Annotated in this window: 13 protein-coding genes; 5 read left to right on the top strand and 8 right to left on the bottom strand. The window is 63.0% G+C overall.

Features of this window, described 5'->3' with window-relative positions; genetic code table 11:
* Positions 1-37: 37 nt before the first annotated feature.
* Positions 38-1,069, bottom strand: coding sequence for an SDR family NAD(P)-dependent oxidoreductase (locus EVC45_RS25680; RefSeq protein ID WP_129961041.1), 1,032 nt, complete (start codon positions 1,067-1,069; stop codon positions 38-40).
* 94 nt (positions 1,070-1,163) lie between these two features.
* Here EVC45_RS25680 and EVC45_RS25675 point away from each other — a divergent pair, with 94 nt between their 5' ends.
* From EVC45_RS25675 to EVC45_RS25660, 4 genes are all read left to right on the top strand, one after another.
* Entirely contained in the window at positions 1,164-2,195 is a 1,032-nt protein-coding gene (locus EVC45_RS25675) for a CDP-6-deoxy-delta-3,4-glucoseen reductase (protein ID WP_129961040.1), read from the top strand.
* A 405-nt stretch (positions 2,196-2,600) separates the two neighbouring features.
* Positions 2,601-3,785 carry an acetylornithine transaminase gene (locus EVC45_RS25670; protein WP_129961039.1) on the top strand — a complete coding sequence of 395 codons (1,185 nt, stop codon included), beginning with the start codon at positions 2,601-2,603 and terminating at the stop codon, positions 3,783-3,785.
* A gap of 21 nt (positions 3,786-3,806) precedes the next feature.
* Entirely contained in the window at positions 3,807-4,280 is a 474-nt protein-coding gene (locus tag EVC45_RS25665; protein WP_129961038.1) for a GNAT family acetyltransferase, read from the top strand.
* A 257-nt stretch (positions 4,281-4,537) separates the two neighbouring features.
* Complete coding sequence (locus tag EVC45_RS25660) at positions 4,538-4,831, top strand: GYD domain-containing protein (protein WP_129961037.1); 294 nt, start codon at positions 4,538-4,540, stop codon at positions 4,829-4,831.
* Positions 4,832-4,938: 107 nt separating this feature from the next.
* Here the strand turns inward: EVC45_RS25660 and EVC45_RS25655 are convergent, their stop codons facing one another.
* The 7 genes from EVC45_RS25655 to EVC45_RS25625 form a co-directional block, all read right to left on the bottom strand.
* The gene (locus EVC45_RS25655; protein WP_129961036.1) at positions 4,939-5,643 is read right to left on the bottom strand and encodes an ABC transporter ATP-binding protein; all 705 of its coding nucleotides are present in this window, start codon (positions 5,641-5,643) and stop codon (positions 4,939-4,941) included.
* Between the two features lie 17 nt (positions 5,644-5,660).
* On the bottom strand, positions 5,661-6,452 hold the full coding sequence (locus EVC45_RS25650; protein WP_027198609.1) for an ABC transporter ATP-binding protein: 792 nt from the start codon (positions 6,450-6,452) through the stop codon (positions 5,661-5,663).
* Positions 6,453-6,472: 20 nt separating this feature from the next.
* Positions 6,473-7,642 carry an ABC transporter ATP-binding protein gene (locus EVC45_RS25645; RefSeq protein WP_129961035.1) on the bottom strand — a complete coding sequence of 390 codons (1,170 nt, stop codon included), beginning with the start codon at positions 7,640-7,642 and terminating at the stop codon, positions 6,473-6,475.
* Positions 7,643-7,668: 26 nt separating this feature from the next.
* Entirely contained in the window at positions 7,669-8,619 is a 951-nt protein-coding gene (locus EVC45_RS25640) for a branched-chain amino acid ABC transporter permease (protein WP_129961034.1), read from the bottom strand.
* 228 nt (positions 8,620-8,847) lie between these two features.
* Positions 8,848-10,050 (bottom strand): branched-chain amino acid ABC transporter substrate-binding protein, encoded by a 1,203-nt coding sequence (locus tag EVC45_RS25635; RefSeq protein WP_129961033.1) that lies wholly within the window; start codon positions 10,048-10,050, stop codon positions 8,848-8,850.
* Between the two features lie 546 nt (positions 10,051-10,596).
* On the bottom strand, positions 10,597-11,556 hold the full coding sequence (gene ispH / locus EVC45_RS25630) for a 4-hydroxy-3-methylbut-2-enyl diphosphate reductase (RefSeq protein ID WP_129961032.1): 960 nt from the start codon (positions 11,554-11,556) through the stop codon (positions 10,597-10,599).
* 2 nt (positions 11,557-11,558) lie between these two features.
* Positions 11,559-12,014 carry a peptidylprolyl isomerase gene (locus EVC45_RS25625; protein WP_011489621.1) on the bottom strand — a complete coding sequence of 152 codons (456 nt, stop codon included), beginning with the start codon at positions 12,012-12,014 and terminating at the stop codon, positions 11,559-11,561.
* Positions 12,015-12,223: 209 nt separating this feature from the next.
* On the opposite strand from EVC45_RS25625, the gene radC reads away from it, so the two are divergent.
* Positions 12,224-13,135, top strand: a complete 912-nt coding sequence (gene radC / locus EVC45_RS25620; protein ID WP_129961031.1) for a DNA repair protein RadC — start codon at positions 12,224-12,226, stop codon at positions 13,133-13,135.
* The last annotated feature ends 139 nt before the right edge of the window (positions 13,136-13,274 follow it).

Raw genomic sequence — 13,274 nt, 5'->3', positions numbered from 1 at the left:
TTTTCCTTCTGCTGCTGGCCGTGTCGGCCGCTGCGCCTTAGCCGCCCTTCCCGCTCGCTTCGCGCAAAAAATCGTCGACGCTCGGATAGCGCAGACGCACCCGCAATTCTTCCTTCAGACGCCGGTTCACGAGCCGGCGCGACTCGCGCATGAACGACAGCAGCATCGGATCGATCTGCTGCTCCGCCTGCTCGCGCGTGATGCGCGGCGCTCGCGCGAGCCCGAACGCGTCGGCGACCACGTCGAAATACTCTCCCATTTTCAGCGCCGAATCGTCGGACGCGTGCAGTGCGCGCGCGGGCCGGCCATGCGTGGCGAGTCGCACGAGGATCGCGGCGAGGTCGTCGGCGTGGATGTGGTTCGTATAGACGTCGTCGGCATCGACGAGCGCCGGCGTGCCTTTTTCGAGCCGCGCAAGCGGCAGACGGTTGCGCGCATAGATGCCCGGAATCCGCGCGATGCTCGCGGCGACGCTGCCGCGCGCGGTCGCACGCCGCAACTGCCGCTCGGCCGACACGCGACGTTTGGCGCGCGCATTCGCGGGCTGCGTCGCGCGCGTTTCGTCGATCCACGCGCCGCCGCAATCGCCGTAGACGCCCGTCGTGCTCGCGTAAACGATGCGCACGGGTGCGCTCGGAGCACCGGTTCGGCGCACCCCGTCGGGTACAATATCGGGTGTTTCAGCGTCCAGACCTGAAGCGCGCGTACGGCGCAATCGCGCGATGGGCGCGACGGACGACCTCGCCGCGCGAGCGTGCATGCGGCCCGCGGCACCCAGCGTCGCAAGCAGCGCGCGAGTGCGCCGGTCGTCGTCGCCGGACTTCTGTGGCGGCGCGAGATGCAGCACCGTCGGCGCGAGGCGCGCGAGTCGTTTGAGACTGCGGCGCGCGTCGAGATCGCCGACGAGCGGCGTCACACCCGCGGCGCGCAACTCATCGCAGCGCGCGGCATGGCTCGTCAACGCGAACACGTGCGCGCGCGGCCGCAACAGCGGCACGCAGCGCATGCCGACGTCGCCGCATCCTACGATAAGCACGCGCGGCCGGCGGAAGATTCGTGTGGCTTTCATGGTGGACGCATTGTAGCGGTCACACGCAACAGGTACCGCGCGGTTGATCCGGCGGGTCCAATTACGATTCCGACTTTTCGATTTCGAACACTTTATGGCATTTAACGTCACGCTCCGGCAAAGCGGCCGGCAGTTTCAGGTAGAACAGGACGAACCGGTCCTCTCCGCAGCACTGCGTCAAGGCGTCGGCCTGCCGTACGGCTGCAAGAACGGCGCGTGCGGTTCGTGCAAGGGCACAATCGTGAGCGGCGAGGTCGAACAGCGCGCGCACTCGTCGTCGGCGTTGTCGAACGACGAAAAGACGCGCGGCATGGCGCTCCTGTGTTGCGCAACCGCGTGCTCCGATCTCGAAGTCGACATCCGCGAAGTGGCCGGCGTCGGCGACGTGCAGGTCAAGAAGCTGCCGTGCCGCGTGAATGCGATCGAGCGTAAGGCCGACGACGTGATCGTCGTCAAGCTGCAATTGCCGGCCAACGAACGTCTGCAATATCTGGCCGGCCAGTACCTCGAATTCATCCTGAAGGACGGCAAGCGCCGCAGTTATTCGATGGCGAGCGCGCCGCACGTCGAAGGCCCGGTCGAACTGCACATTCGTCACATGCCCGGTGGCGCCTTCACCGATCACGTGTTCAACACGATGAAGGAGCGCGACATCCTGCGCTTCGAAGCACCGCTCGGCACGTTCTTCCTGCGCGAAGACTCGGACAAGCCGATCGTGCTGCTCGCGTCGGGCACCGGCTTCGCGCCGCTGAAGGCGATCGTCGAGCATGCGGTGTTCAAGAACATCACGCGGCCCATGACGCTTTACTGGGGCGCGCGCCGCAAGAAAGACCTGTACCTGCTCGAACTCGCCGAGCAATGGGCGCGCGAGATTCCGAACTTCAAGTTCGTGCCGGTGCTCTCCGAGCCCGATGCGGGCGACGCGTGGACGGGCCGCACGGGCTTCGTGCATCGCGCGGTGATCGAGGATCTGCCCGATCTGTCAGCCTACCAGGTGTACGCATGCGGCGCGCCGGTGATGGTCGAATCGGCGCTGCGCGACTTCACGCAGCATCACCAGTTGCCGGAAGACGAGTTCTACGCGGACTCGTTCACGAGCGCGGCGGATCTCGCGAACGCGGTCTGATTGCACGGCGACATACGGCCGGCCCCCACGCCTGGATCAGCGCTTCAATGAGCGCTCGCGTCGACCGGTCGCGCCGAACATGTCAGCCTCGCGGCAAGCCGTCAATGTGGCCTCGATGCAGCGCCAGTGCAAATTCATGGTTTACACCAGCGGTTTTCTTATCGTATTCTTTCGCGCATGAACCGCATCCAGTCCGAACTCCGACGTCGCCGCTCGCCGCTCCCCTAGGGACGCCGCTGGCTTCTTCACGGACTCGCGCCACACACAAATCTGGGCGCAAGCTGTTCGAATCATGAAAGCCACGGCATGCCGTGGCTTTTCTGTTTTTCCGGCCGCCGTTTTGAGTGGCCAAACCGTCACCGTTTCTTCACCCTGCACTTACCCTTTTGCCTGGAGCCTGCCGTCATGAATTTCAATGAGTATCCAATCGATTCGCTGATGTACATCACGAACCGGCCTGAAATCGTTTTCACGCACGGCAAAGGCTCGTGGATTTACGACAACAACGGCAAGCGCTATCTGGATTTCATCCAGGGCTGGGCGGTCAACAGCCTCGGCCACTGCAACGACGGCATGATCGAAGCGCTGAACAGCCAGGCGAAGCTGCTGATCAACCCGTCGCCGGCGTTCTACAACGAGCAGATGGCGAAGCTCGCGGGCCTGCTCACGCAGCACAGCTGCTTCGACAAGGTGTTCTTCGCGAACAGCGGTGCCGAGGCGAACGAAGGCGCGATCAAGCTCGCGCGCAAGTGGGGCAGGAAGTTCAAGGACGGCGCGTTCGAGATCATCACCTTCGACCACAGTTTCCACGGCCGCACGCTCGCGACGATGTCGGCGAGCGGCAAGCCGGGCTGGGACACGATCTACGCGCCGCAGGTGCCGGGCTTCCCGAAGGCGGAGCTGAACGACATCGCATCGGTGGAAAGGCTGATCAACGCGAAGACCGTCGCGGTGATGCTCGAGCCGATTCAGGGCGAAGGCGGCGTGATCCCCGCAACCCGCGAATTCATGCAGCAACTGCGCGAGCTGACGAAACAGCACAACATCCTGCTGATCGTCGATGAAGTGCAAAGCGGCTGCGGCCGCGCCGGTACGCTGTTCGCGTATCAGCTGTCGGGCATCGAGCCGGACATCATGACGCTCGGCAAGGGCATCGGCGGCGGCGTGCCGCTCGCGGCGCTGCTGTCGAAGGCGGAAATCGCCGTGTTCGAAGCAGGCGACCAGGGCGGCACCTACAACGGCAATCCGCTGATGACGGCGGTCGGCTACTCGGTGATTTCGCAGCTGACGGCGCCGGGCTTCCTCGAAGGCGTGCGCTCGCGCGGCGAATACCTGCGCACGAAGCTTCTCGAACTGTCCGAAGAGCGCGGCTTCAAGGGTGAGCGCGGCGAAGGTCTGCTGCGCGCGCTGCTGCTTGGCAAGGACATCGGCAACCAGATCGTCGAGAAGGCGCGCGAGATGCAGCCCGACGGCGTGCTGCTGAACGCCGCGCGTCCGAATCTGCTGCGCTTCATGCCGGCGCTGAACGTGACGACCGAAGAGATCGACCAGATGCTGGCGATGCTGCGCTCGGTTCTCGATTCGCTGTAATCGATCGCGGAGCGCCCCCTGATGACGACGAACACGACGCTGTCGATCCGCCGCTTCGACGCGAGCGATACCGAAGCGGTGATCGCGCTATGGCAACAGGTGTTTCCCGAGTATCGCGACGTGACACGGCCGCAGCGCAATCCGCGTCTGTCGATCGCGAACAAGCTGGCGACGCAACCGGAACTGTTCTTCGTCGCGGTGCTCGATGGACGGATCGTCGGCACCGTGATGGGCGGCTATGACGGACACCGCGGCTGGCTGTATTCGCTCGCGGTCGACGCATCGCTGCGACGTCATGGCATCGGCACGCGGCTTGTCGCACACGTCGAGAGCGAGTTGACGAAGCTTGGTTGTCCGAAGCTGAATCTGCAGGTGCTGGCGTCGGCGTCGGCCGAAGTGCGCGCGTTCTACGACGCGCTCGGCTATCGCGCCGATGCGGTAATCAGCCTCGGCAAACGGCTCGGCGAATACGCGGACGCGGCCCCGGCGGGTTGATTCGCGTCGTACACCTGATTAAAGAAGGCCGCATGCGTTGGTGAGCGCATGCGGCTTTTTTTATTGGTTCTCCAACGAACGGCGCACATATCGGCGGATTCGGACAAACATCAGATGGCGGGCAGATGGTTGCCTAGAATCGTTTACGCACGAGACGACCACGGGGCTGAAAGAGACGTTCGCGGCGGTTCGCGACGCTCCCCGCGGCGGCTCATGCATCCGAGTCCCAACGCGTTTGAATCCTAAGGGGAATCTTCATGGCGACTTATGTGGTGCTCCTGCAATTCACGGATCAGGGGATCCGCGCGATCAAGAACACAGCCCAGCGAGCCGGGCAGGCGGCGGAGATGGCGAAATCGTTTGGCTGCGAAATGAAGCAGATCTACTGGACGTTAGGGGAATACGACCTTGTCTCGGTCATCGACGCGACAGACGAGCAGAGCTTCCTCGCCTTCGGCTTCGCACTCGGCTCGTCCGGCAATGTGCGCACGAAAACGCTGCGTGCGTTCGATAAAGACGAAATCAGTGCGGTTATCGGGCGACTCCCTTAATTCACGCCCTAACCAGAAAAATAAAACGCGCCCCACGACGTTGCATCGTGGAGCGCGCTGCAAGCCGGACGTGTGCACAAAGGGCACACGTCCCACTATTCACCTACTTATTCACCCAGGTATGCGGCCCGAACCTTCGGGTCGTCGAGCATCTGCTTCGCGTCGCCCGACATCGTGATCAGACCGGAGTCCATCACGTAGCCGCGATTGGCCGCCTGCAGCGCGAGACGCGCGTTCTGCTCGACGAGCAGCACGGTCATGCCTTCGGCGGAAATCGAGCGCACCACTTCGAAGATCTTCTCGACCATGATCGGCGACAGACCCATCGACGGTTCGTCGAGCAGCAGCAGTTTCGGCCGCGAGATGATCGCGCGCGCCATGGCGAGCATCTGCTGCTCGCCGCCCGACAGCGTGCCCGCGTATTGCGAGGCGCGCTCTTTCAGACGCGGGAAGAAGCCGAACATGCGCTCGACGTCCGACTTGATCGCGTCGGTATCGTTGCGCAGATACGCGCCCATCTGCATGTTCTCGACGATCGACATGCGCGCGAAAATGCCACGCCCTTCCGGCACCATCGCGAGACCGCGCTTGAGCAGTTCATGCGCGGGCAGGCCCTTGATCGACTGACCCATGTACTCGATGTCGCCGGCCGCGTACGCCTTCAGGCCGGTGATCGCCTTCATCGTCGTGGTCTTGCCCGCGCCGTTCGCGCCGATCAGCGTGACGAGTTCGCCCTGCCCGACCTCGAGGTCGACACCCTTGACCGCCTGGATGCCGCCGTAGTTGACCTGCAGGCCCTTGATTTTCAACATTGCTTGCGTCGTGGACATCAGTGGACCCCCGCACCCAGATAAGCTTCGATCACCTTCGCATCCTTCTGCACGTCCTGCGGCAGACCCTGCGCAATCACCTTGCCGTAGTCGAGCACCGTCATCTGGTTGCACAGGCCCATCACGAGTTTCACGTCGTGTTCGATCAGCAGGATCGTCTTGCCGTCCGCGCGGATCTTGTCGAGCAGCTTGGTCAGCTCGACCTTCTCGGTGGCGTTCATGCCGGCCGCCGGTTCGTCGAGCGCGAGCAGCTTCGGATCGGTCGCCAGCGCACGGGCGATTTCCAGACGACGCTGGTGGCCGTACGACAGGTTGCGCGACGTGTAGTCCGCGTATTGCGTGATGCCGACGTAGTCGAGCAGTTCGAGCGCGCGCTCCTTGATCTCGCGCTCTTCCTGGCGTTCTGCCGGGGTCTGGAACACCGCGCCGAGCAGGCCGTGCTTGGTGCGCACATGACGGCCGACCATCACGTTTTCGAGCGCGGTCATGCCGCCGAATAGCCGGATGTTCTGGAACGTGCGCGCGATGCCCGCCTTCGCGACCTGATAGACCGCGGTCGGCGTGTAGTTTTCGCCGTCGAGCTTGAACTCGCCCGAATCCGGCGTGTACAGACCCGTGATCACGTTGAAGAAGGTCGTCTTGCCGGCGCCGTTCGGGCCGATCAGGCCGTAGATTTCGCCCGCGCGGATCTGCAGGCCGACCTCGGAAAGCGCCTGCAGGCCGCCGAAGCGCTTGTTGACGCCCTTCACCGACAGACGGATCGCCGCGTTGTTGCTTACGTTATCGCTCATGTCTTTTTCTCCACCGGACCTTATGCGCGCACCGGCTTCTTGCCGTTACGCTTCGCCAGCTTCGCAATCTTGTCTTCGTGCTTCGGCGCGGGCCACAGGCCTTCCGAGCGATACAGCATGATCACGACCATCGCGAGACCGTACAGCAGCTGACGGATCACTTCGGTATCGACGATTTCATGGCCGAAGATCATGTTCTGCAGCGGACCCATCGTGGAGCGCAGGAACTCGGGGAACACCGCGAGCAGCACCGCGCCGAGGATCACGCCCGGAATGTGGCCCATGCCGCCCAGCACCACGCAGGCGAGCACCACGACCGATTCCCAGAACGTGAACGATTCCGGTGACACGAAGCCCTGGAACGAGCCGAACATCGCGCCCGACAGGCCGCCGAACGACGCGCCCATCGCGAACGCGAGCAGCTTGACGTTACGGGTGTTGATGCCCATCGCCTTGGCGGCGATTTCGTCTTCGCGGATCGCGGCCCACGCGCGGCCGATACGCGAATGCTGCAGACGCGTACAGGTCCAGATCACGAACAGCGCGCACAGCACGAACAGGTAGTAGTACAGGTACACGGACGGGAACTGCATGCCGAACAGCGAGTGCGACTGCGACAGGCTGAAGCCGCCGACCTGCACCGGGTCGATCCCCGTGATCCCCTTCGGGCCGTTGGTGATGTTCACCGGACGGTCGAGGTTGTTCATGAAGATCCGGACGATTTCCCCGAAGCCGAGGGTCACGATTGCGAGGTAGTCGCCACGCAGACGCAGCGTCGGCGCACCGAGCAGAATCCCGAACATCGCGGCGAGCGCCATCGCGATCGGCACGATGATCCAGATCGGCACGTGCAAACCGTGCGGCGCGAGTGCCGCGATCCACTCGAATTGCGTCGACAGGTGCGGCGAGCTGAGCAGCGCGGCTGTGTAGGCGCCGATCGCGTAGAACGCGATGTAGCCCAGGTCCAGCAGGCCGGCGAAGCCGACCACCACGTTCAGGCCCAGCGCGAGCATCACGTACAGCATCGCGAAGTCGAGCACGCGGACCCAGTAGTTGCCGCCGGCGGCGCCGATCACCATCGGTGCGGCGATCACGAAGATCGCCGTGAGGATGCCGATGGTCAGCGTCTTCGTGCGGTTCTTTTCGGGGATGAGCGTGGTGGACGGCTCGATCGGTTGAATTGAGGTCATGATTGTTGACTCCTTGTGGCCCGGGATCAGGCGCGATCCGCGACACGTTCGCCGAGCAGACCCGACGGACGGAACACGAGCACGACGATCAGCACGATGAACGCGAACACGTCCTGGTAGTTACTGCCGAACACGCCGCCCGTGAGATTGCCGATATAGCCTGCGCCCAGCTGCTCGATCAGGCCGAGAATCACGCCGCCGACCATCGCGCCGCCGAGATTGCCGATACCGCCGAGCACGGCCGCGGTAAAGGCCTTCAGGCCAGGGATGAAGCCCATGTAGAAGTGCGCGTTGCCGTATTCGGATGCGATCATCACGCCGGCCAGTGCGGCGAGCGCCGAGCCGATCATGAAGGTCGCCGAAATCACGAAGTTCGGGTTCACACCCATCAGGCTCGCGACGTTCGGGTTTTCGGCGATCGCGCGCATCGCGCGGCCGAGCTTGGTCTTGTGCACGAGCAGCAGCAGGCCGCCCATCACGAGGAACGCCACCACGATGATCACGATTTCAGTCATCGAGATCACGGCGCCGGGCGTCGTGTCGGTGGCCTTGATCACGTTGATCGGGTCGGTGGGCAACAGCTGCGGGAACGGCAGAGGATTGCGCGACCAGATCATCATCGCGAGCGTCTGCAGCAGAATCGACACACCGATCGCGGTGATCAGCGGGGCGAGACGCGGTGCGCGCCGCAACGGCCGGTAGGCCACGCGCTCGATCGTGTAGCCGACCACCGAGCAGACCGCCGCTGCGATGATCAACGCGATGACGAGCGTCAGCACATTGCCGAGGCCGGGGAAGTGGTTCTGCAGCACACCTATGGCGGAGAGCGCAACCATCGCGCCCACCATCAACACATCGCCGTGAGCGAAGTTGATGATGCCCAGAATGCCGTAAACCATCGTGTAGCCTAGTGCGATGATGGCGTAGACACTGCCAAGCACCAGTCCATTCAGGATCTGCTGGATGAAGATATCCATTTATTGCTCCTTAGCCCGTGCGACTGGATTCGCGTTGTTCATCTGCCGGTGGGCGGTGATGCGCGACGAATCTCAACGGCACTGCGGGTACTGATGTAAAAGACCGGTAAGGGTTATCCGCTGCCGGCTTGCCCTGACGACCGTGATGCGGTCGCGGGCTCCCCTTGGGCGGATGCAAAAACGGCACCGTTGGATGGTGTCGGTGCCGTCAGGCCGAACTTCCCGTCATCACATCTTTACGACGTCGAGCACTGCTTTCTTGCCGTCCTTGAAGTCGTAAAGCGTAATGGCGCCCTCTTTCAAATCACCCTTGTCGTCGAACGCGATGTGGCCGATTACCCCGTTGTAATCGGTCGAAGGCATCGCAGCCAGCACCTTGGGCGCCTCGATCGAATTAGCGCGCTTCATTGCATCGACAATCACGTACACAGCGTCATACGTGAACGGCGCGTAAATCTGCACCGGCGTGTGGAAGCGATCCTCGTACTTCTTTTCGAAGTCCGCTCCATTGGTCATTTTCGAAAGCGCGAGTCCTGCTTCCGAACAGACCAGGTTTTGCACGGCGGTACCCGCCAGCTCACCTACCTTGTCGGTACACACACCGTCGCCGCCAAGGATTTTTGCCCTGATACCGAGCGCCGCCGCCTGCTTCGTAAACGGCCCGCCCGTCGCGTCCATGCCGCCGAACATGATGGCGTCCGGCTGAACACTCTTGATCTTCGTGAGAATGGCCCGGAAATCCGTGGCCTTGTCGTTGGTCGCCTCGCGCGCGACGATCTTCGCACCGCTCGCCTCGGCGGTCTTCGCGAATTCATCAGCGAGACCCTTGCCGTAGGCGGTCGCATCGTCCACGATCGCGATGCGCTTGGCGCCCAGCGCCTTCGTCGCGTAATTGGCGAGCGCCGGACCCTGCTGCGCGTCGGTCGCGACCACCCGATAGGTCGTCTTGAATCCCTGTTGCGTGTAGGCCGGATTCGTCGACGACGGCGAGATCTGCACGATGCCCGCGTCGCTATAGATCTTCGACGCCGGAATCGAGACCCCGGAGTTCAGGTGCCCGATCACTGCGACCACGTGATCGTCGACCAGCTTCTGCGCGACCGCGGTGCCCGTTTTCGGGTCCGCCGCATCGTCCTGCGCGTCGAGCTGCAGCTGGATCTTGCGACCGTCGATCGTCAGACCCTGCGCATTGATTTCCTCGACTGCGAGACGCGCCCCATTTTCATTGTCCTTGCCCAGGTGCGCGATGCCGCCCGTCAACGGAGCCGCATGACCGATCTTCACGATAGTCGCTTCGCTCGCGGCGGCGACCGCCGCGGCCGAAGCCGCCGATGCGCCCGCTCCCGCTTCGCCATCCTGTTTCTTGCCGCACGCGGTCAGCATCGCAACCGCGGCCGCGATGGACACGGCGTAAGCAAATTTGACTCGCATCAAGTGAGGTCTCCTGCGCCTTTCAAAATCCACTGTTCAGGACCTTAAGGCCTTGAGAACGCGCGCATTGTAACTCCAATTATGCGGCTGGCAATATTGTTGAACCGGTGGGGTTTTCCTGCATTGCAACCTGATATTCAGAGGAAAGTTCGCTAAAAAGCGCAACCCGGTTGCGATCCTTTTTCGTGCACCAGTTGCACCGTCCCCGAGCCCGATGGCATCAAGTGTTGCGGCCGATCGGGCTGAATGCCGGATAGGGCGGGCTTTGCATCGGATATGTCCTTTTAGCGTGCGTTCGCCAAGATGCACTAATTCAGTGCGTGATTAATTCGTCTTAAGCCGGTTGCTTAGGTTAAAACGGGGGCGCATCGCTCGAAAATCAATAAAAGACCCGATCACAATTCAAAATTATTTGTGCGCGAGACCACTGAAATCCAGTGAACCGTTCGATCTGGCACCCAATTTACCCAGGCGTGCCGTCTGAGTCGGCACATAAAAAAAGCGCGCCCTCGGGCGCGCTTTCCTTTCACTGATGCTAACGGATTGTCAGGCTGGCAGACCGAGCCCGCGCGGCAGCGGGAACGCGATGTTTTCCTCGATACCCTCTAGCGCGCGCACGTTGCGCACACCCAATTCGCGCAGACGCGCGATCACTGCCTGCGCCAGCACCTCCGGAGCGGACGCGCCGGCGGTCACGCCGATGCGGCGCTTGCCCTCGACCCACACCGGATCGATCTGATCGGGCGAATCGACCATATAGGCCGGCACCCCGAGCTTCTCGGCGAGCTCGCGCAAGCGATTCGAATTCGAGCTGTTCGGACTGCCGACGACGACCACGACGTCGCACTGCGGCGCCATGAACTTCACGGCGTCCTGGCGATTCTGCGTGGCGTAGCAGATGTCCTGCTTCTTCGGCTCACGGATGGACGGATACTTGGCCTTCAGCGCGCCGATGATTTCGGCGGCGTCGTCGACCGACAACGTGGTTTGCGTGACGAACGCGATCCGCTCGGGATCGGCGAGCTGCAAAGCCTGCACGTCCTCGATGTCCTCGACCAGATGCATACCCTCGGCCGCCTGGCCCATCGTGCCTTCCACTTCCGGGTGGCCCTTGTGGCCGATCATCACGATGTCGAAACCGTCCTGGCGCATCTTCGCGACTTCGATATGCACCTTGGTCACGAGCGGACAGGTGGCGTCGTACACGCGCAGCCCGCGCGACTCCGCCTCCGAGCGCACGGCCTTCGACACGCCGTGCGCGCTGAAGATCACCGTGTTGCCCGCCGGCACCTCGTCCAGGTTTTCGATGAAGATCGCTCCCTTCTTGCGCAGGTCTTCGACCACATAGGCGTTATGGACGATTTCGTGACGCACGTAGATCGGCGAGCCATACAGCTTGATGGCCCGCTCGACGATCTCGATCGCCCGGTCGACGCCGGCGCAAAACCCGCGTGGCTGGGCCAGCAGGATCTCCGCTTCGGCAAGAGTCGTATCCGTGATGCTCATGTTTACAGAATCCCGATGATTTTCACTTCAAACGCCAGCGCCTGGCCGGCAAGCGGGTGATTGAAATCGAACAGGGCCGACGTTTCGCCGACTTCCTTCAGCACGCCGGCGTAGCGCCCGCCGCCCGGCGCATTGAATTCGACCAGGTCACCCGGGGAAAAATCCTCGCCGATCATGCTGTTCTCCCGCAGCGTGGCAAGAGACACCCGCTGGATCAACTCCGGATTGCGCGGGCCGAACGCCTGCCCCGGCGCTAGCTGAAAGGTCGAATGGTGGCCCACCTTCAAACCCAGCAAAATATCTTCCAGCGGCGGCGCCAGTTGACCGGCGCCGAGCAGCAGCGTGGCCGGCTTGTCGCTGAACGTGTTGATCACTTCGGCGCCATCGGCAAGGGAAAGCCGGTAATGCAGCGTGACGTGTGAACCGGGTTTCACCTCGGAAATATCGATGATGCTCATGCAATGCTCGCTCAGTCGAAGCGCGCTGCACGCGTGCGCCGCGGGCGCAATTGACGCGTGTGGCAAACCGTCGGCCTGCCGTGCGCAAAGCGTCTATTGTAAGCCACCTAGCGGGCGCCGGCTTGAGTCCGTCGCGCGCGGAGGCGGCACGGCCCGACGGCGCGTTGCGCCGCGCGCGCCGTCAACCTTATGCGGAGGACTCTATATATATGGCTGATTTCGCCAGCACAATCGACGACACACCTGCGGCAACGGTACCGCCGAAGTCGCGCAAACGCATCGGGGGCGGCGCGAAAGCCGCGGCGAACGAGACGGCCGGGGCTGCTTCGAAGGCCACCGACTCGACCGCTCGCACCCGGCCGCAACTATTCCGCGGCAAATGGCACAGGCGCGACATGCCGCGCGAGCGGCTGATCGACCAGGGCCCCGACGTGCTGTCGGACACCGAAATGATCGCACTCGTACTCGGCTCCGGCCTGCCCGGCCACGACGTGTTCAGCGTCGCGCGGGCGCTGCTCGATCGCTTCGGCTCACTGCGCGCGATGCTCGACGCGACTTACGAGGACTTCGACGGCATTCGCGGCATCGGCCCGGCGAAAAAGGCGCAATTGCTCGCGATCATGGAAATGGCGCGCCGCTCGCTCGTCGACAAGATGCGCAAGCGCCCGCTGATGAATTCGCCCGACGCGGTCGAAAGTTATCTGCGTCTTCTGATCGGTGGTCAGCCGCAGGAGGTGTTCGTGTCGCTATTTCTCGACGCGCGGCATCGGCTGATCCGCTGCGAGGAAAGCGCACGCGGCTCGCTGACGCGCATGGCCGTTTATCCGCGCGAGATCGTGCGGCGGGCGCTCGCCGCGAACGCGGCCAGCCTGATCGTCGCGCATAATCATCCGTCTGGCGCCGTCGAGCCGAGCGCGAGCGACTGCCGGCTCACGCAGACGCTGCGCGACGCGCTCGCGCTCGTCGATGTGCAGCTGATCGATCATCTGGTAATCGGCGCGGACAGCGTATACTCGTTCGCCCGCGCCGGCTGGCCGGGGCTCGCACGAAAGGCCGCTCGAGCGCAAGAAGCGGCGAAGCCGCCGCACGGCGCCGTGTTCCGCATCGCAAATAAGGTTTGATTTTGCGGCTTTTTTTCTGCTAGAATTCCGGTTTGCCTATTTCCAACCCCCTGTTCCGAAGCCATCAAGGCGTTCCGCAAAGGTCAGGCGGCTGTGGTAGCGAAGTGCTCTCTACGCAACTTCGCACATCTTCAGCGCG

Origin of the sequence: Paraburkholderia sp. UYCP14C, assembly GCF_004197395.1 — a bacterium.
GTDB lineage: Bacteria > Pseudomonadota > Gammaproteobacteria > Burkholderiales > Burkholderiaceae > Paraburkholderia.
This window is presented reverse-complemented; position numbering and strand designations above follow the sequence as displayed.